The sequence below is a fragment of the Pseudoroseomonas cervicalis genome (genome assembly GCF_030818485.1).
Classification (GTDB): Bacteria; Pseudomonadota; Alphaproteobacteria; order Acetobacterales; family Acetobacteraceae; genus Pseudoroseomonas; species Pseudoroseomonas cervicalis_A.
Genome location: NZ_JAUTAJ010000001.1, coordinates 104012 through 120470, shown reverse-complemented (window position 1 = coordinate 120470; position 16459 = coordinate 104012). Strand labels below are relative to the sequence as shown.

The window sequence follows — 16459 nt, the reverse complement described above, 5'->3', positions numbered from 1 at the left end:
TGCAGATCGGCGCGCAGCGCGGGATCCTGCTCCAGCGCGTCCAGCTTCGGCATCTCGAACAGCATGGCGCTCACTCCTCCAGCCGCAGCAGGCGGCGCAGATTGCCCGAGGCCGCGTTGCGCCGCTTCTCCGGCGGCAGCGCGGCGGTGAAGCCTTCGAACCGCGCGGCCGTCGCCGCCGGGCTGTAATCCGGCCAGTCGGTGCCGAGGCAGATGCGCCGGTCGAAGGCGGCGAACATGAAGGCGAGATCGAGGTCGAGCGAGCTGCCCGGGTATTTCATCAGCGTCAGCGACAGGTCGAGCAGCAGATGCGGGTTGGCGCGGACGAATTCCGAGTAGCGCAGCAGCTCCACCCCGCCGCCATGTAGCAGCACGCAGCGCAGCGTCGGCAGATCGGCCAGGGCCGCGGCCAGATGCGGCAGCGGGTCGATGGGCAGCCGCGCCGCCCCCGGCCAGGGCAGCGGCGCGACGACCGAGGCGAAGGCATAGGTGCAGTGGAACACGACAAGGTCGCGCTCCGCCGCGCCGCGCAGGATGCGGGCGAAGCGCGGATCGGCCGGCGACAGCGCGGCGGCGCGCGGATGGATGTGGAAGCCCTTGGCGCCGCGCGCCAGGAAGCGGTCCAGCACCGCCTCGGGCGGGGCGGGATCGGGCGTCTCGCGCGGCCAGGCGGGGATCGGCACCAGGCCCGGGCGGGCGCCGATGGCGGTGATGAAATCCGCCTCCTCGTCGCGCTCCGGCAGGGCCAGCACGCAGCCGCCGCAGAAGCCGGCCGCGGCGGCGGCTTCGGCATAGGCGTCGATGCGGCGGTCGAGGTCGCGCGCATCGCCCGGCGGCAGCCCGCCATGGCTGTCGAAGATCGGCGCGCTCATGCCAGCCGCGCCTCCCACCCCTCGGGCAGGGCGCTGTAGCCGATGCCGCTGCGGCCATAGCCATTGCCGGCATGGAACAGGAAATCCTGCCCCCTGCGGCGCAGCAGCCGCGGATAGCATTGCATGGCATCGTCCCAGTCGCCGGCGGCGATGGCCAGGGGCGGCGTGATGCGGCGGAACCGCCCGCCCTCCCCGCCGCGCGCGGCATGCAGCCGGTAGCGCGCGCCGCGCGCGGTGAAGAGCAGCAATTCCTCCGGTCCCGCGCCCGGCCAGGTGACCGGGCAGGCCAGGGCGTATTCCTCCGCCTCGGCCGCGGGGTCGAAATCCACCGCGACCTGTCCCGGCAGCTGCCAGGCGAGGCCATCCGCCGACCAGGCGGCATGGATGCGGTAGCGGTGCCGCAACCCGCCGCCGGGCTGCGCCTCCCAGCCCAGGAAGCAGGTGTAGAGCATGCGCCAGCGCCCGGGCCCGAGCCGCTCGACGCAGCAGGAGCCATGCCCGATCGGCTCGGCATCGCAGGCGGCCAGCAGCGGCGCGCGGGAATGCCGCACGAAGCCGCCGGCATCGCCGAGCGCCAGGCCCAGCTGGTTGCGGAACGGCACCGCCCCGCCCAGCCGCTGCCAGCCGACATAGTAGAGCCGGTCCCCGACCAGCCAGGGATAGCCCACGCCATCGGCGTCGAACGCGCCCGGCTCACCGGGGCCGAGCAGCGGCGCGCTCACCGCCTCCAGGCGCGGCGCCTCGGGAAAGCCGGCATAGCGCAGCAGCCCGATGCGGCTGGTGCCGGCCGCGTCGCGCCCGCTGACGAACAATTCCAGCCCGCCCTGCGCATCCAGGCGCGGAAAGAAGGCGCCGAGCCCGCCCGCCATCCAGCGCGGCGGCATGTCGGGCACCGGCAGGCGGGTCGCCGGCGTCACGCGCAGCCCATCCGACAGAAAAACGCTCATGCCGTGGCCCCGGCGGCGAGCCCCTCGGCGGCCTCCTCCACGGCGGCTTCCGCCAGCCGCGCCGTGGCGGGACGGCCGGCCAGCGCCTGCAGCAGCGCCAGCACCGGCAGGCCGCGCCGCGCGGCGACGCTGCGCACCAGCGCCAGCCCGTCCGAATGCAGCCCCGCGAAACCCATCGCCGCATCCTCGGGCGTGCCGGCGATCGGGCCGAAGATCGGCAGGATCTCGACCTCCGCCAGCCGGCCCAGCGCGGCGAAATCGCCCGCCAGCGCGTGGCCCGCGCGGCGCGCGGCCAGCAGGAACACCTCCGTCGCCGCATTGCCGGCGCTGCGCCCGGCGCCGGCCAGGGTGCAGTCGATGCTCTCGGCCCCCGCCGCCAGAGCCGCCAGCGCATTGGCGATGGCCAGGCCCAGATTGTCATGCCCGTGGAAGGCAAGCCCGGTCTCCGCCGGTAGCGCCGCGCGCGCGGCACGGAGCATCGCCGCCACCTGGGCGGGCAGCAGGGCGCCGGCGGAATCATACAGCCCGACATGCTGCGCCCCGGCCTCGGCCATGGTGCGGGCGTGGCGCGCGAAGCCGGCCGCATCCTCGAGCGACGCCTTCAGCAGGCTGGCATGCGTCTCCAGCCCCAGCCGGCGGGACAGCGCCAGCAGCGGCGCCGCCTCGGCGCTGCGCGGGATGTCGATGCCGATGCGCACCACATCCACGCCGGCATCGGCGGCGTGGCGCAGATCATCCTCGGCCGCGATGCCCGGAATCGCCAGCACCGCCATGCGCGCCCGGCGCAGCGCGGCGCGCCCGGCGCGCAGATAGGCCGCGTCGCTCTCGCCGATCGGCGCCAGCCCGCGCCCGGGCGCGCCGAGGCCGAGCCCATGGCCCAGCTCCACCACGCCGATCCCGGCCGCCTCCAGCCCGGCGGCGAGGCGGCTGGTCTGCGCGGCATCGAAGCCGCGTGGCAGGCGGTAGCTGCCATCGCGCAGCGTGCAGTCGATGATGCGTGCCGGCCGGCCGGCCGGCCCTGCGGGGGAGGTTTCGGGCCCTGTCCTGTCCATGCTGGACCACCTTCTGTGGCGTGGCCGCTGCGGGCCCGGCCACCGGCATAGGCGCGTCACGATAATTTTTCGCATACGCCGGGCCGGCTTCAGCGAAAATCCATCTGGAACCTCTAGCCAGGACACCCCGCCATGGCCGCCAGGATCCGCTTATGCCCGCCTCAGCGCCGCCGCTGCCGCATGCCACGCCGCTTCCGGGCCTGGGCTGGGCGCCCGCCGCCCCCGCCCCCTGGGCCACGCCGGCCGCCCCGCCACTGGCGCCCGCCCTGCCGCCCGCCGAGCAGCCGCCCATCCCCTTCTACGCCCCCGATCTGGCCGGGGATGAAGGCGCGGTGCTGCAATCCCTGCTGCAGACCGGCCGCCTGGCCGGCGGCGGCGCCCAGACCGAGCTTTGCCACTCCCTCCTCGCCCGCGCCCTGCCCGGCACCCTGCCGCTGCTGACCCAATCCTGCACCGCGGCGCTGGAAATGGCGGCGCTGCTGCTGAAGCTGCGCCCGGGCGATGAGGTCATCATGCCCGCCTGGACCTTCTGCTCCACCGCCAATGCGGTGCTGCTGCGCGGCGCCATCCCGGTCTTCGTCGATGTGCAGGCCGCGACGCTGAACCTCGACCCCGCCCGCGTCGCCGAGGCCGTCACCCCCCGCACCCGCGCCGTGCTCTGCGTCCACTATGCCGGCGTCGGCTGCGAGATGGAGCGGCTGCAGGCGCTCTGCGACGCCTATGGCCTGGCGCTGGTCGAGGATGCCGCCCAGGCGGTCGGCGCCTTCTGGCGTGGTCGGCCGCTGGGCGGCTTCGGGCTGCTCGGCGCCTACAGCTTCCACGCCAGCAAGAACATTACCAGCGGCGAGGGCGGCGCCCTGCTGGTCAACGACCCTGCCCTGCGCGAACAGGCGGAGATGCTGTGGGAGAAGGGCACCGACCGGCTGCGCTTCGCCCGCGGCGAGGTCGCCCGCTACACCTGGCAGGAGATCGGCTCCTCCTTCCTGCCCTCCGAGCTGACGGCCGCGCTGCTGGCCCGCCAGCTGGCCCGGGTCGAGGCGCTGACGGCCCGCCGCCTGCGCCTGTGGCAGCGCTACGACACGCTGCTGGCGCCGCTGGCCGCGCGCTGGTCGCTGCGCCGCCCCGACATCCCGGCCGAGGCCGCGCACAACGCCCATATCTACCATCTGCGCTTCCCCAGCCGCGCCCGGCGCGACCAGGTGCTGGCCCGGCTGAACGCCGAGCGCATCGGCGCCACCACCCATTACGAGCCGCTGCACCAGGCCCCCGCCGGCCGCCGCCATGGCCGCGCCCTGGGCCCCCTGCCGGTGACCGAGGACGCCGCCGCCACCCTGCTGCGCCTGCCCCTGCACGGCACCCTGGCCGAGGCGGCGCAGGACCGCGTGGTGGCGCGGCTGGAGGCGGCACTCGCCGCCCTGCCGCTGTGAGCGCCGCCCTGCCCCTGCCCGCCGCCGCGCCGCTGCGGCCGGAGGATTTCGATGCCGCCCTGGTGCCCGGCTTCCGCGCCGCCATGCGCGCCCATTACAAGGCGCTGAGCGGCGTGGAGCAGGGCCGCATCGCCCGCCTGCACGCCGAGGCGGCGCGGGTCTTCCGCACCCGTTCCGCCTGCCCGGTCTGCGACGCGCCGGCCGGGGCCGCGACCGCGCTGCCCGAATTCAGCCAGCCGCATCTGCGCCTGCTGCGCTGCACGGGGTGCCAGCTGGTCTACAGCCGCGACGTGCTGGACGAGACCACCGACCGCGCCCGCTACGCGACCGCCGAAAGCGCCCCCGGCAGCGTGCCCGCCGCCTTCGCCGCGCTGAAATCCAGCGCCCCCTATGCCCGGCTGGAAACCGCCAAGCTGGCCTATGTCGCGCAATGCGTGGCCCCCTTCCGCGCCACGCCGGGCCGCATGCTCGACATCGGCTGCGCCAATGGCGCGACGCTGGACCGCTTCGCCGCCGAGGGCTGGCAGGTCGCGGGCGTCGAGCCCGCCCCCGACTTCGCCGCCGCCGCCGCCGCGCGCCACGCCGCGGTGCGCTGCGGCTTCTTCCCCGATGACGCCCCGCCCGGGCCCTATGACCTCGTCACCCTTTTCGACGTGCTCGAACATGTCGAGCACCCGCTGCCCTTCCTGCGCGCCATCGGGGCCGCCCTGGCGCCGGGCGGGCTGCTGGCGCTGCAGGTGCCGAATTTCGAAAGCCCGCTGGTACAGCTTGAAAAGTCCCGTTCCACGGTCGTCACCCTCGGGCATTGGAGCTATTTCGGGCCGGCCTCCCTGGTCGACACCCTGCAGCGCGCCGGCTTCCGCCCGCTGCTGCTGCAGAGCTACATCTCCGAACTCGATCGCATCCTGGCGCATCCCGAAACCGAGCTGCGCGCGGTGCTGGGTCCCTGGGCGCCAGCAGATTTGCGGACCATCAGGCCCGCGGATCTCTTCTGGCGCATGCTGGGCTTCAAGCTGTTCGGGATCTTTCAGAAGAACTGACAAAAAGATCCGGGGGAATGAATTCCCCCGGGCCCCCTTCTTTTTTCTGTCAGGGCCGGACGCCGCTGGCGTCCGGCATTCCGCAGGCCTCGGCCAGCAGCGCCTCGAAGGCGCGCGCGGGCAGGCTGTGGTCGGTGAGCCACGCCGCGGCATAGCGCGCCACAGCCTCGCCCACCTGGCGGCGCAACGCCGCATCCCCGGCCAGCGCCACGGCGCGCGCCAGATAGGCCTCGGCATCCGGCAGCTCCGGCAGCAGGTCGCGCCCTTCCCCGTCGCGCAGCAGCGCATCCCGCGCCGCGCGCTCGGCCGCCGGCACCTCCGCCGAACGCCGCGCCCGGTGCAGGTAATTGTCCAATATGCCGCCATAGGGCGTGCCCGGCGCGCCGCACAGGAACACCGGCGCCACCCCCTGCACCATCGCCTGCATCGCCGTCAGCCCGCCCCCCAGCGGGAAGCTGTCCAGATAGACATCGAGGATGCCGGCATACAGCCCCGTCTCCACCCAGCCGACGAAATGCGCCCGCTCCGCCACGCCCGCCGCCGCCAGCCTGGCGCGGAACTCCGGCAGATCCTCCCGCCCCGTGTACAGGTAATGCGCGCCCGGCACGCGCTGCAGCACCGAAAGAACAACCTGCTGGAAGCCGGGATCGGCCATCTTCTCCTCCCGCGCCAGCGAGCCCAGCAGCACCCCCTCCCCGAACCGCGCGCGCAAGGCACGCCGCTCGGGCTCCGGCACCGCGCGCAGCTGCGGGTCGATGCTGCCGGGCAGATTGGCCCAGGGCACGCCATCGACCATCACGCGCGGCCCATGGCCGGCGAAGCCGCCGATGCGCAGCTCGGCATCCGGCGCCGCCGGCGGGTGGAACTTCACCGACCACCACACCTGCACCGGCGCCAGCCGCCGCCCGAAGCCATAGGCGAGCCCCTGCGGCGCGCAGAGCCACACCAGCGCCGCCGGCGGGTCCGCCGCCAGCAGCGCCGCGCAACGCTCCAGCGCCAGCGCCAGCGGCGTGCCGGGGGGTGTCTCCTGCGCCAGCACCGCGACGCCGGCCGCGCGCAGCCGCGCGAACACCACCTCGTCCCGGCCATAGAGGAACTGCACCCGGTAGTCGAAGCGCCGCCCGGGCCGGCGCATCGCCGCCTCCAGCAGTGTCAGCATCGCCTGCACATGCGCCAGCCCGCTCGCCACATGCGCCAGGAACACCACCACCGGCCGGGCACCCGGCACCGGGGCGGGCGCGGAGAGCGGCCGGGCGCGGCGGCGGCCGCATGCGGCCAGCGCCGGCGCCCAGCGGCCGATCCAGCGCGCGTGATGCGCCCCGCTTTCCTCCCGCTTCAGCCAATGCGTGTGCAGCAGCCCTTCCAGCTCCAGCGCCAGCACGGCCTGGTCTTCCTCGGCCGCCTGCAGCAGCCAGGGCAGGGCCAGCCCCTCCACCAGCGCCGCCGCATAGGAGAACGGCCCTGCCTGGTCGAGGCCGAGCAGCGCCAGCAGCCGCCAGCAGGCCCGCAGCCGCGCGCCCTCCGCCGCCGGCAGGGCGGGCGCCAGGGAGGCGAGGAAGCCGGCGCTCTCCGCCGGCCCCAGCAGCCCGCAGCGCCACATCCGCCGGTGCAGCGAGCCCTCCAGCCCATCCTCCACCGGCCGCTCCAGCACCAGGGCGAAGAGGCGGCGCAGCGCCGCCCCCCGCCCCTCCGCCAGCCCGATGGCGGCGATGGCGCCGAGCAGCGTGACATGCTCGCCCCGTGCCAGCAGCCCGGGCAGCTGCGCCGCCAGATGCGCGGCCACCTGCGCCCAGCCCGCATGCCGCAGGGGCCCCTGCGGCTCGCGCAGCCGCAGCATGGCGGCGAGCGGCTCCAGCGCCAGCACCGGCCGGCCGCTGCCGAACAGCGCCGCCAGCAGCGCATCGCCCAGCGCGGCATCCTCCATCGCCCCGGGCGCCGCGCGCAGCGTCGCTTCCAGCGCCGTCCAGGCGGCGTCCCCGGCCAGGGCCTCGCTCATGCCGGCATCGGCCCGATATCGCGCAGCGCCTCATCCAGCGCGCCGCGCTCGGCGGCGAGCCCTCGCAGGATGCCGGCGGCATCGACGCGCGGCGGGGCGTAGGGGCGGATCGCCCCCTCGGCCTCGCGCGCTTCCAGCCGCTTGAGGAATTCGGCCGCCGGCAGCGACGCCAGATCGGAAAAATGCGGCCAGGCGAAGCGCCACCAGCGCAGCCGCAGCATCGCTTCCGCCAGCGCCGGCGGGAAGCGGTCGCGGATGCGCCGCGCCGGCACCCCGCCCACCACGGCATAGGGCGGCACGTCGCGCGTCACCACCGCGCCGGCGGCGATGACACAGCCGGTGCCGAGCGTGATGCCGCGCGCCAGGATGACATCCTGCCCGATCCAGACATCATCCTCGATCACGGGATGCGGCTTCTGCGCGTGCGGCATCGGGGTGGCCGCGCCGCCCAGCGCCTCGGCCGCCGCCTGCTGCGCCGCGAGCCCCCGCAGATAGGTCAGGGTGTGGGTGGTGAAGCGCTCCAGCGGATGGTCGCCATTCATCACCCGCAGCCCGGCGGCGATCGAGCAGTAGCGCCCGACCGGAAAGGGCGCGCTGACCGGCGAATGGGAATAGCTGGCGAAGCCGAAACCGCCGATCCAGCGGCTGCCGTAATAGCCGGTGAAGGGCTCGCTGCTGGGCGCGATCGGCACGCCGATCACCGTGCCATCCGGCGGATAGCACCCGCGCTCGGCACCGAAGAAAATCCCGGCGGCTTCGAGCCGGCGGAAGGCCTCGCGATCGGCGCGCACCCGCAGATGCGTCGCACTTTCCGCCAGGATCACGCGCCATGGCCAAGGCCGGCGCGCAGCCGGGCGAAGGCCTCCTCCGTCGGGCTGCGCTCATCCACCCCCTGGGCCAGCAGCGCCTCCAGCCCCGGCTGGTGGGCGATGGCGGCATCCACCCCGGCATCGCTGCCGGCGCGATAGGCGCCGAGGCGGATCATCTCCGCCATGTCGGCATGGGTTGCCATCAGGCGCCTGGCCTCGGCCAGCAGCGCGTTCTCCTCGGCCGAATGGCAGCGCGGCAGGGCGCGGCTGACCGAGCGCAGCACATCGATGGCGGGCCAGCGCCCGCGCTCGCCGATGCGGCGGTCGAGCACGATATGCCCGTCCAGGATGCCGCGCACCGCATCCGAGATCGGCTCGTCATGATCGTCGCCATCGACCAGGACGGTGAAGATGGCGGTGATGTCGCCCTCCCCCTCCGGCCCCGGCCCGGCGCGCTCCAGCAGCGCCGGCAGTTCGGTGAAGACGGAGGGCGTGTAGGAGCGCGCAGTCGCCGGCTCGCCGGCGGCCAGCCCGATCTCGCGCTGCGCATGCGCGAGCCGGGTGATCGAATCGAGCAGCAGGAAGACCTGGCGGCCCTCGGCGCGGAAATGCTCGGCGATGGCCAGCGAGGCCTGCGCCGCGCGGCGCCGTGCCAGCGCCGGCTCGTCCGAGGTGGAGACGACCACGACCGAGCGCTGCCGCCCCGCCTCCCCCAGCACATGGTCGAGGAACTCCCGCACCTCGCGCCCGCGCTCGCCCACCAGGCCGAGCACGATGACATCGGCGGCGACGAAGCGCGCCAGCATGCCGATCAGCGTCGATTTTGCCCACGCCGGAGGCGGCGAAGATGCCCAGGCGCTGGCCGCGGCAGATCGGGGTGAAGATGTCGAGCGCGCGCAAGCCCGTCTCCATCCGCGCGCCGATCAGCTTGCGGCTGAGCGCGGCCGGCGGCGGCTGGCGCAGCCGCACCCCGCGCCGCCCCTGCGGCAGCGCGCCGCGCCCATCCATCGGCCGGCCGAGGCTGTCCACCACCCGCCCCAGCCAGGCATCGGAGGGGTAGAGGCAGAGCGGCTCCTCCAGCCAGAGCCGGGCGCCGGGGCCCAGCCCCTCCGTCCCGCCCTCCGGCACGGCGATGGCGCTGTCGGGGGAGAAGGCGACGAACTCCCCATGCACCGGCGGCCTTCCATGCCGCTGCACCCGCATCCGGTCGCCGATCGCCACCCCCTCCCCGAGCCCGGTGACCGAGAGCGCCGCGCCGCGCACCGCCGCCAGCGTGCCATAGCGCTGCCGGCGCGGCAGCCGGGCGAGCTGCGCCGCGGTGTCGCCGAGCGGTGTCGCCAGCAGGAAGGGATCGGTCATGCGCGGCTCCGAAGGGGACGGAGCGCCAGGTTATGCGAAAAATCATCATGGAGCAACGATACTGCGCATCCCCGTCCGCGCGAGGTTCCGATGTCCCTGCCCTTCCTCCAGGCGCTCGCCCAGCTCACCGCCCATCTGGCGACGCTGCCCGGCCTGCCGGCGCGGATCGGCTTCCTGGGCTATCCCGACCTGGTCTATGCGCCGCAGGACCTGGCCGCCGTGCTGGGCGAGGCGGCGCTGCCGCGGCTTTGCATGCGGCCCAATGCGGAACGGCTGCGCAGCCTGCACGGCGCCGCGCCGGACTGCCTGGTGCCCACGGTGGAGAGCCTGCTGGCGGCGCTGTCGCCGCGCCCGCTCGCCGTCGAATATCTCGATTTCCAGGATTATACCGGGCAGGAGACCATCCTGGACCTGAACCGGCCGCTGCCGCCGGGCTTCGCCGAGCGCTATGCGCTGCTGGTCGATGGCGGCACGCTGGAGCATGTCTTCGACATCGCCCAGGCCTTCGGCAATTGCGCCGCGATGGTGGCGCTCGGCGGCTATGTGCTGCACAGCCTGCCCCTCAACGCCTTCAACCATGGTTTCTGGAACGTCAATCCGACCGCCCTGGTCGAGTTCCATGAGGCGAATGGCTTCGAGACGACGCTGCTGAAGCTCAATCGCTGGCATGCGCGCGAGGTGGTGGAGGCGCCGGCCTTCGAGCGCTTCCGCATGGGCCATGGCGAGGAGACCAATGTCTTCTACATCGCCCGCCGGGCCGAGCGGCAGGCGGTGCCGCACTACCCGATCCAGCGCCGCTACCGCGAGGCCGATGCCTGGCGGTGAACGCCCATGCGAAAAATCTCGACAGGAGCCGCCCGGCCGCGCTATGGCTGGGCCCGCAGCCAGGAGGGGTGCCTGAACCATGCTTGACGGCATCGACGTCTTCCGCATCTCGGGCGCGCGCATGCGCCACCTGGCGGAGCGGCAGAATGTGCTGGCGCAGAACATCGCCCATGCCGACACGCCGCTCTACCGGGCGCGCGACGTGAAGCCCTTCCAGTTCGACAGCGCGCTGCTGCGCGGCCAGGGCGGCCTGCCGATGCTGCATCTGGCGGCGACGCGGCCCGGCCATCTCGGCCTGTCGCGCAATGGCGTCACCATCGCCGCCGACCGCGCGCAATCCTACAGCGAGGATCCGGACGGCAATTCGGTCAATCTGGAGGAGCAGATGGTGAAGCAGGCCGATGTGCTGAAGGCCTATGACCTGACGACCACGGTCTACCGGCGCGGCACCGCGCTGCTGCGCACCGCGGTGGGTGGCCGCTGATGATCCGTGTCGGTCCCATCACCGGCGCCGGGCCGCTGACCCAGGCGATGGCCACCGCCGCCTCCGGCATGAACACCCAGGCCACGCGCATGCGCGTCTCGGCCGAGAACATCGCCAATGCCAGCTCCACGGCGGCGGTGCCGGGCGGCGACGCCTATCGCCGCAAGCTGATCACCTTCGACCGCGCGGTGGACCGCGCGACCGGCGCGCAGCTGGTGCGCTTCGACAGCATCCGCAACGACCAGCGCGATTTCCGCACGCAATACGACCCCTCCCACCCGGCGGCCGACGAGCGTGGCTACGTCAAGCTGCCCAATGTCGACATGCTGATCGAGCAGGCCGATCTGCGCGCCGCCGGCCGCAGCTACGAGGCCTCGATGGCCGTGCTGCAGCAGGCCCGCGCGCTCTACGGCAAGACGCTCGACATCCTGAGGTCCTGAACCCATGCCCAGCCAGCTCGCCGCCATCCCGCCCGTCTCCGCCGCCATCCGCGCCTATGGCGCGACGGCGAGCCCGGCCGGGGATTTCTCCACCATGGTGGGGGATGCCGCCCGCGCCTCGCTGCAGACGCTGCGCCAGGCGGAGCTGACCAGCGCCCGCGGCGTCGCCGGCACCGCCGATGTGCAGGAGGTGGTGCAGGCCGCCGCCAATGCCGAGCTGACCGTGCAGACCATGACGCAGCTGCGCGACAAGGTGGTCACCGCCTATATGGACGTGCTGCGCATGGCCGTCTGACCCCCCGACATTCCGCGCCGGAGAACTGACGCGATGCAAGAGGGTGACGTCATCGAGATCCTGCGCGGCGGCTTCTACGCCACCATGATGGTGGCGGGGCCGCCGCTGCTGGCGGCGCTGATCACCGGCGTCGCCATCTCGGTGCTGCAGGCGCTGACGCAGATCCAGGAGATGACCCTCTCCTATGTGCCCAAGATCGTGGTGACGCTGGTCGCGACCATGCTCTCCCTGCCCTTCGGCTTTGCCGCGCTGCGCTCCTACACGGAAGAGATCGCGCAGCTCATCGTGGGGCTCTAGCCAATGGAGCTGCTGCGCCGCCTGCGCCTGGGCCTCGGCCATCAGGACCTCGCCTTCGCCGCCGCCCTGGTGGTGCTGCTGGCGGTGCTGGTCCTGCCCATGCCGAAATGGCTGGTCGATCTCGGCCTCGCCACCTCCATCACCCTGTCGGTGCTGATCCTGATGGTCGCCATCTGGATCGAGCGGCCGCTGGACTTCTCCGTGTTCCCGACCGTCCTTCTGGTGGCGACGCTGTTGCGCCTGGCGCTGAACCTCGCCACCACCCGCCTGATTCTGGCCGATGGCCATCGCGGGCTGGACGCGGCGGGCAGCGTCATCCACGGCTTCGCCGTCTTCGTGGTGGGCGGCGATTTCATCATCGGCGTCATCGTCTTCGCCATCCTGATCATCGTGAACTTCATCGTGGTGACCAAGGGCGCCGGCCGCATCGCCGAGGTGGCGGCGCGCTTCAGCCTCGACGCCATGCCCGGCAAGCAGATGGCGATCGATGCCGACCTCGCCGCCGGCACCATCGACGATGCCGAGGCCAAGCGCCGCCGCAAGGAGCTGGAGGATGAGAACTCCTTCTTCGGCGCCATGGATGGCGCGTCGAAATTCGTCCGCGGCGACGCCATCGCGGCCATCATCGTCACGCTGGTGAACATCCTGGGCGGCATCGTCGTCGGCACGCTGCGGCACGGCATGCCGCTCAGCGGCGCGGCCACCACCTATGTGACGCTGGCGGTGGGCGATGGCATCGTCAGCCAGATCCCGGGGCTGATCGTCTCGGTCGGCGCCGGCATGCTGGTCTCCAAGGGCAATGTGCGCGGCTCGACCGACAAGGCCTTCATCGCCCAGCTCGGCGCCCAGCCCAAGCCGCTCTACCTGGCGGCGGGGCTGTCCGGCCTGTTCGCGGTGCTGCCCGGCCTGCCCTTCCTGCCCTTCCTGGCGCTCGGCCTGGTCGCCGCCGGCGGCGGCTGGCTGGCGCAGCGCAGCGTGCAGCGCGCCGCCGCGGCCGCCGAGGCGGGCCTCGCCGCCGAGCCGCCGGCGCGGGAGGAGAGCATGGCCGAGCTGATCCGGGTGGACGACATCCGCCTCGAGCTCGGCATGGGGCTGGTCTCGCTCACCGCCAGCCGCCAGGGCGGGCTGACCGAGAAGATCAAGAAGCTGCGCCGCGCCTTCGGGCTGGAATTCGGCTTCGTGCTGCCGGCCGTGCGCATCAAGGACAATATGGACCTGGCCTCGGGCGAGTATTCCATCCAGGTGCAGGGCGTCGAGGTGGCGCGGGAGACGATGCTGCTGGGCCGGCTGCTGGCCTTCGCCCCCGGCGGGCAGGAGATCGGCGTGCCCGGCATCGACACGCAGGAGCCCTCCTTCCACATCAAGGCGCGCTGGATCGAGCCGGCGCTGCGCGAGATGGCGATGGCGCAGGGGCTGACCGTGGTCGATGTCGAGACGGTGCTGACCACCCACATGTCCGAGGTGCTGAAGGGCTACATGGCGCAGCTGCAGAGCTACGCCGCCACCCAGAAGCTGCTGGACGGGCTGGAGAAGGAGCATCAGCGCCTGGTGGGCGAGCTGATCCCCGGCGTGCTGCCGCTGGCCACCGTGCAGAAGGTGCTGGCGACGCTGCTGGCCGAGCGCATCTCGATCCGCAACCTGCCGCTGATCCTGGAGGCGCTGCATGAGGGCGCGACCTTCACCCGCAATGTCTCGCTGCTGACCGAGCATGTGCGCCAGCGCCTGAGCTTGCAGATCTGCCGCGGCCTGGCGCAGGAGGATGGCTACATCACCACCCTGCTGCTCTCCCCCGAATGGGAGCAGGAGGTGGGGGCGGCCATCGTCGAGGAGGGCGACCAGCGCAGCTTCGCCATGGCGCCCTCCAAGATCCAGGAGCTGGTCAGCGCGACCCGCGCCCGCATCGCCGAGGCCGCCGCCAAGGGCGACTGGCCGGCGGTGCTGACCTCGGCCGGGGCGCGGCCCTTCGTGCGGCATCTGGTGGAGCGCATCAACCCGACCATCGCCGTCATCTCGCATGCCGAGGTGCATCAGCGCGCCAAGCTGCGCACCGTGGGCACGATCTGAGCCCATGCAGGCGGCGCTGCATCTCGAGGCCTGGCTCTCCTCCGAGCTCTACCGGCTGCTGCTGGTCTTCGGCCGGGTCTCGGCGGCGCTGCTGCTGCTGCCGGGCTTCGGCGAGATGACGCTGCCGGGGCGCATCCGCATCCTGGCGGCGCTGATGATCGCGCTCTGCCTGGCGCCGCTGGCCGGCCCCGCCCCGGCGCCGCCCGGCGCCTTCGGCATGGTGGCGGCGCTGGCGCTGGAGGTGGCGGCGGGCGCCTTCCTCGGCACGCTGTCGCGGCTGCTGCTCTCGGCGGTGCATGTGGCGGGGCAGATCATCGGCCAATGCATCGGCATCAGCAACGCCTTCGCCTTCGGCATCGGCGCCGACAATGCGGCGATCCTCGGCTCCATGCTCTATGCCGCGGTGCTGGTGGCCCTCTTCGCCATGGATGGCCACCATAGCGGGCTGCGCGCGCTGGCCGACAGCTACCGGCTGCTGCCGCTGGGCGAGCCCCTGCCGGCGGCGGCCAGCGCCCGCGCGGTGACCGAGCTGACCACCGGCGCCTTCCGCCTGGCGATGCAGCTCAGCATGCCCTTCCTGGTGCTCTCCGTGCTGTTCAACGCGGCGCTGGCCGGCATCAACCGCGCCCTGCCGGCCATGCCGGTCTTCCTGATCGGCGCGCCGGCCATTCTGCTGACCGGCCTGTCGCTGCTGGCCCAGGCGGCGCCGACCCTGCTGGGCGAGGTGCTGAGCGCCTATTCCGACGTCTTCCAGCTGAGCCGCTGAGCCATGGCCGAGGAGACCGGCCAGGAAAAAACCCTCGACGCCTCGCCCCGCAAGCTGCAGCAGGCGCGCGAGCGCGGCGACCTGCCGATGTCGCGCGAGGGGTCGAGCTTCGGCCTGTATTTCGCGACGCTGCTGCTGCTCTGGCTGGGCGGCGGGCTGATCGGCCAGCGCTTCGCGACCGTGCTGCTGCCGCTGATCGAGCAGCCGGAGGCGTTTCTCGACCTCACCGGCGCCGGGCATCGCCAGGCCGCGCAGGCGGTGTTCGAGGCGCTGGCCCTGGTGCTGCTGCCGGTCTTCGGCCTGCTGCTGGCCGGCAGCCTGCTGCCGCATCTGCTGCAGAACAATGTCGTGCTGGCGCCGCAGCGGCTGGAGCCGAAGCTGTCCCATCTGTCGCTGATCTCGGGCTTCCGCCGGATGTTCGGGCTGAAGGGGCTGTTCGAATTCGCCAAGGGCGTGGCCAAGGCGCTGACGGTCGCCGCCGCCTGCTGGCTTGTCGCCGCGCCGCTGCTGGAGGGCAGCGCGCAGCTGGCGGCGCTCGACGCCGCGGCCTTCCCGGTGCTGGTGCTGCGCGCGCTTTCCGGCATGCTGCTGGCCATCACCCTGGTGGCCGCCGGGGTGGCGGTGATCGACATCGCCTTCCAGCGCTTCGACTATGCGCGCCGCCAGCGCATGACGCATCAGGAGATGCGCGAGGAGATGCGCTCCACCGATGGCGATCCGCATGTGAAGGCGGCGCTGAAGCGCAAGCGCAAGCAGCTCTCGCAGCGGCGCATGATGGCCGATGTGCCGGGTGCCACGGTGGTCATCACCAACCCGACGCATTTCGCCGTCGCGCTGCGCTATGAGCGCGGCAAGGATGTGGCGCCGGTCTGCGTCGCCAAGGGGGTGGACCGCATGGCGCTGCGCATCCGCGCCATCGCCCAGGGCGCCGGCGTCGCGGTGATGGAGGACCGGGCCCTGGCGCGGGCGCTGCATGCCTCGGTGGAGGTGGGGCAGGTGATCCCGCCGGCGCATTTCGAGGCGGTTGCGAAAATCATCGGCATCGTCTGGGCGCAGCAGGGGCGCAAGGCGACACGCCCGGCCGGCCCTGCCCGACCGCATTGAGAATGCGGTAAGGATTTCAGTGCCTCAGACACACAATTTTCTGCGAGGGCTCGTCACAAAATTTGGAACATTGGCGTTGACGCGAGACGTCCCTTTTGCGAAATAGGGTGCATCGCAACATTCGAGGCCGCTGGATGTCCTTCTCCCTTCGCCGTCCCCTGCTGGGTGCCCTTGCCGCGCTGGCGATGCTGCCCTCCCTCGCCGCCCCGCTGGCCCCCGCCTATGCGGCCGAGGCCGCGCCGCGGAAGGAGTTCGAATTCCTGGCGCTCGGCGATTTCACCGTGAACCTGCCCGGCACCAACCGGCGCATGGCCTATGTGGTCGTGTCGGTGACGCTGGAGACGAAGTCGGACCAGACCCAGTCCTTCCGCGACCTGTCGCCGCGGCTGAAGCAGGCGGTGCTGCGCCGGCTGATGGCGATGTCGGAGCGGCAGGAGCTGCGCCAGGGCCGCGTCGATCCCGCCCAGCTGCGCGACAGCCTCTATGACAGCCTGGCCCAGGTGCAGGAGGAAGGGCTGAAGGATGTGGTGATCACCCGCCTCATCCACAGCTGAGGCAGGGCCGCCTCGGCGCGGCGGCCGGGGCGCCTCCCGGCCGCCGCCCGGCTCCGGAGAGGGGGCGCGGCCAGCCTGGCCCCGCCCCCTCCCCGAAAGACCAGCACACAGAACCGCCCCGGCCTGGCC

Annotated in this window: 18 protein-coding genes; 12 read left to right on the top strand and 6 right to left on the bottom strand. The window is 72.9% G+C overall.

Annotated features, from left to right (window positions below; translation table 11 throughout):
• Positions 1-70: 70 nt before the first annotated feature.
• The 3 genes from QE401_RS00635 to QE401_RS00625 are packed head-to-tail and all read right to left on the bottom strand — an operon-like array spanning position 71 to position 2870.
• The gene (locus tag QE401_RS00635; RefSeq protein ID WP_307136319.1) at positions 71-871 is read right to left on the bottom strand and encodes an amidohydrolase family protein; all 801 of its coding nucleotides are present in this window, start codon (positions 869-871) and stop codon (positions 71-73) included.
• The gene (locus tag QE401_RS00630; protein ID WP_307136318.1) at positions 868-1818 is read right to left on the bottom strand and encodes a hypothetical protein; all 951 of its coding nucleotides are present in this window, start codon (positions 1816-1818) and stop codon (positions 868-870) included. Before QE401_RS00630 ends, QE401_RS00635 begins: the two co-directional genes overlap by 4 nt.
• On the bottom strand, positions 1815-2870 hold the full coding sequence (locus QE401_RS00625; protein WP_307136317.1) for a beta/alpha barrel domain-containing protein: 1056 nt from the start codon (positions 2868-2870) through the stop codon (positions 1815-1817). The genes QE401_RS00630 and QE401_RS00625 overlap by 4 nt, the downstream gene beginning before the upstream one ends.
• A gap of 152 nt (positions 2871-3022) precedes the next feature.
• Between QE401_RS00625 and rffA the strand changes: the two genes are divergently transcribed.
• Together rffA and QE401_RS00615 are read left to right on the top strand one after the other, a co-directional pair.
• Positions 3023-4297, top strand: coding sequence for a dTDP-4-amino-4,6-dideoxygalactose transaminase (gene rffA / locus QE401_RS00620; RefSeq protein WP_307136316.1), 1275 nt, complete (start codon positions 3023-3025; stop codon positions 4295-4297).
• Positions 4294-5337, top strand: coding sequence for a class I SAM-dependent methyltransferase (locus tag QE401_RS00615; protein WP_307136315.1), 1044 nt, complete (start codon positions 4294-4296; stop codon positions 5335-5337). Before rffA ends, QE401_RS00615 begins: the two co-directional genes overlap by 4 nt.
• A gap of 49 nt (positions 5338-5386) precedes the next feature.
• On the opposite strand, the gene QE401_RS00610 is transcribed toward QE401_RS00615, so the two are convergent.
• Genes QE401_RS00610 through QE401_RS00600 form a run of 3 tightly spaced genes read right to left on the bottom strand, consistent with a single transcriptional unit; the run spans position 5387 to position 8948 of the window.
• On the bottom strand, positions 5387-7333 hold the full coding sequence (locus tag QE401_RS00610) for a tetratricopeptide repeat protein (RefSeq protein WP_307136314.1): 1947 nt from the start codon (positions 7331-7333) through the stop codon (positions 5387-5389).
• The gene (locus tag QE401_RS00605) at positions 7330-8157 is read right to left on the bottom strand and encodes a CatB-related O-acetyltransferase (RefSeq protein WP_307136313.1); all 828 of its coding nucleotides are present in this window, start codon (positions 8155-8157) and stop codon (positions 7330-7332) included. The genes QE401_RS00610 and QE401_RS00605 overlap by 4 nt, the downstream gene beginning before the upstream one ends.
• Positions 8154-8948 (bottom strand): hypothetical protein, encoded by a 795-nt coding sequence (locus QE401_RS00600; RefSeq protein ID WP_307136312.1) that lies wholly within the window; start codon positions 8946-8948, stop codon positions 8154-8156. The genes QE401_RS00605 and QE401_RS00600 overlap by 4 nt, the downstream gene beginning before the upstream one ends.
• 41 nt (positions 8949-8989) lie before the next feature.
• Here QE401_RS00600 and QE401_RS00595 point away from each other — a divergent pair, with 41 nt between their 5' ends.
• The 10 genes from QE401_RS00595 (at position 8990) to QE401_RS00550 (ending at position 16330) form a co-directional block, all read left to right on the top strand.
• A complete protein-coding gene (locus QE401_RS00595) occupies positions 8990-9202 on the top strand; it encodes a hypothetical protein (RefSeq protein ID WP_307136311.1) in 213 nt (70 codons plus the stop codon).
• 389 nt (positions 9203-9591) lie between these two features.
• Positions 9592-10326 carry a hypothetical protein gene (locus QE401_RS00590; protein WP_307136310.1) on the top strand — a complete coding sequence of 245 codons (735 nt, stop codon included), beginning with the start codon at positions 9592-9594 and terminating at the stop codon, positions 10324-10326.
• Positions 10327-10405: 79 nt separating this feature from the next.
• The gene (locus QE401_RS00585) at positions 10406-10810 is read left to right on the top strand and encodes a flagellar biosynthesis protein FlgG (protein WP_307136309.1); all 405 of its coding nucleotides are present in this window, start codon (positions 10406-10408) and stop codon (positions 10808-10810) included.
• Complete coding sequence (gene flgC / locus QE401_RS00580; RefSeq protein ID WP_307136308.1) at positions 10810-11250, top strand: flagellar basal body rod protein FlgC; 441 nt, start codon at positions 10810-10812, stop codon at positions 11248-11250. Before QE401_RS00585 ends, flgC begins: the two co-directional genes overlap by 1 nt.
• A gap of 4 nt (positions 11251-11254) precedes the next feature.
• Positions 11255-11545, top strand: a complete 291-nt coding sequence (gene fliE, locus QE401_RS00575; protein WP_271138819.1) for a flagellar hook-basal body complex protein FliE — start codon at positions 11255-11257, stop codon at positions 11543-11545.
• Between the two features lie 33 nt (positions 11546-11578).
• The gene (locus QE401_RS00570) at positions 11579-11842 is read left to right on the top strand and encodes a flagellar biosynthetic protein FliQ (protein ID WP_307136307.1); all 264 of its coding nucleotides are present in this window, start codon (positions 11579-11581) and stop codon (positions 11840-11842) included.
• A 3-nt stretch (positions 11843-11845) separates the two neighbouring features.
• Positions 11846-13906, top strand: a complete 2061-nt coding sequence (gene flhA / locus QE401_RS00565) for a flagellar biosynthesis protein FlhA (protein ID WP_307136306.1) — start codon at positions 11846-11848, stop codon at positions 13904-13906.
• Positions 13907-13910: 4 nt separating this feature from the next.
• Positions 13911-14672, top strand: a complete 762-nt coding sequence (locus QE401_RS00560) for a flagellar biosynthetic protein FliR (protein ID WP_307136305.1) — start codon at positions 13911-13913, stop codon at positions 14670-14672.
• Positions 14673-14675: 3 nt separating this feature from the next.
• Positions 14676-15776, top strand: coding sequence for an EscU/YscU/HrcU family type III secretion system export apparatus switch protein (locus tag QE401_RS00555; RefSeq protein ID WP_307136304.1), 1101 nt, complete (start codon positions 14676-14678; stop codon positions 15774-15776).
• Positions 15777-15910: 134 nt separating this feature from the next.
• Positions 15911-16330, top strand: coding sequence for a flagellar basal body-associated FliL family protein (locus tag QE401_RS00550; RefSeq protein ID WP_307136303.1), 420 nt, complete (start codon positions 15911-15913; stop codon positions 16328-16330).
• Positions 16331-16459: the final 129 nt, after the last annotated feature.

Excerpts from the sequence above, each read along its gene's own strand:
- QE401_RS00610 (WP_307136314.1), bottom strand. The coding sequence starts at position 7,333 with ATGAGCGAGGCCCTGGCCGGGGACGCCGCCTGGACGGCGCTGGAAGCG.
- QE401_RS00560 (WP_307136305.1), top strand. The coding sequence starts at position 13,911 with ATGCAGGCGGCGCTGCATCTCGAGGCCTGGCTCTCCTCCGAGCTCTAC.
- QE401_RS00585 (WP_307136309.1), top strand. The coding sequence starts at position 10,406 with ATGCTTGACGGCATCGACGTCTTCCGCATCTCGGGCGCGCGCATGCGC.
- QE401_RS00630 (WP_307136318.1), bottom strand. The coding sequence starts at position 1,818 with ATGAGCGTTTTTCTGTCGGATGGGCTGCGCGTGACGCCGGCGACCCGC.
- rffA (WP_307136316.1), top strand. The coding sequence starts at position 3,023 with ATGCCCGCCTCAGCGCCGCCGCTGCCGCATGCCACGCCGCTTCCGGGC.
- QE401_RS00570 (WP_307136307.1), top strand. The coding sequence starts at position 11,579 with ATGCAAGAGGGTGACGTCATCGAGATCCTGCGCGGCGGCTTCTACGCC.
- flgC (WP_307136308.1), top strand. The coding sequence starts at position 10,810 with ATGATCCGTGTCGGTCCCATCACCGGCGCCGGGCCGCTGACCCAGGCG.
- QE401_RS00635 (WP_307136319.1), bottom strand. The coding sequence starts at position 871 with ATGAGCGCGCCGATCTTCGACAGCCATGGCGGGCTGCCGCCGGGCGAT.
- QE401_RS00595 (WP_307136311.1), top strand. The coding sequence starts at position 8,990 with ATGCCCAGGCGCTGGCCGCGGCAGATCGGGGTGAAGATGTCGAGCGCG.
- QE401_RS00590 (WP_307136310.1), top strand. The coding sequence starts at position 9,592 with ATGTCCCTGCCCTTCCTCCAGGCGCTCGCCCAGCTCACCGCCCATCTG.
- QE401_RS00555 (WP_307136304.1), top strand. The coding sequence starts at position 14,676 with ATGGCCGAGGAGACCGGCCAGGAAAAAACCCTCGACGCCTCGCCCCGC.
- QE401_RS00550 (WP_307136303.1), top strand. The coding sequence starts at position 15,911 with ATGTCCTTCTCCCTTCGCCGTCCCCTGCTGGGTGCCCTTGCCGCGCTG.
- flhA (WP_307136306.1), top strand. The coding sequence starts at position 11,846 with ATGGAGCTGCTGCGCCGCCTGCGCCTGGGCCTCGGCCATCAGGACCTC.
- QE401_RS00600 (WP_307136312.1), bottom strand. The coding sequence starts at position 8,948 with ATGCTGGCGCGCTTCGTCGCCGCCGATGTCATCGTGCTCGGCCTGGTG.
- fliE (WP_271138819.1), top strand. The coding sequence starts at position 11,255 with ATGCCCAGCCAGCTCGCCGCCATCCCGCCCGTCTCCGCCGCCATCCGC.
- QE401_RS00625 (WP_307136317.1), bottom strand. The coding sequence starts at position 2,870 with ATGGACAGGACAGGGCCCGAAACCTCCCCCGCAGGGCCGGCCGGCCGG.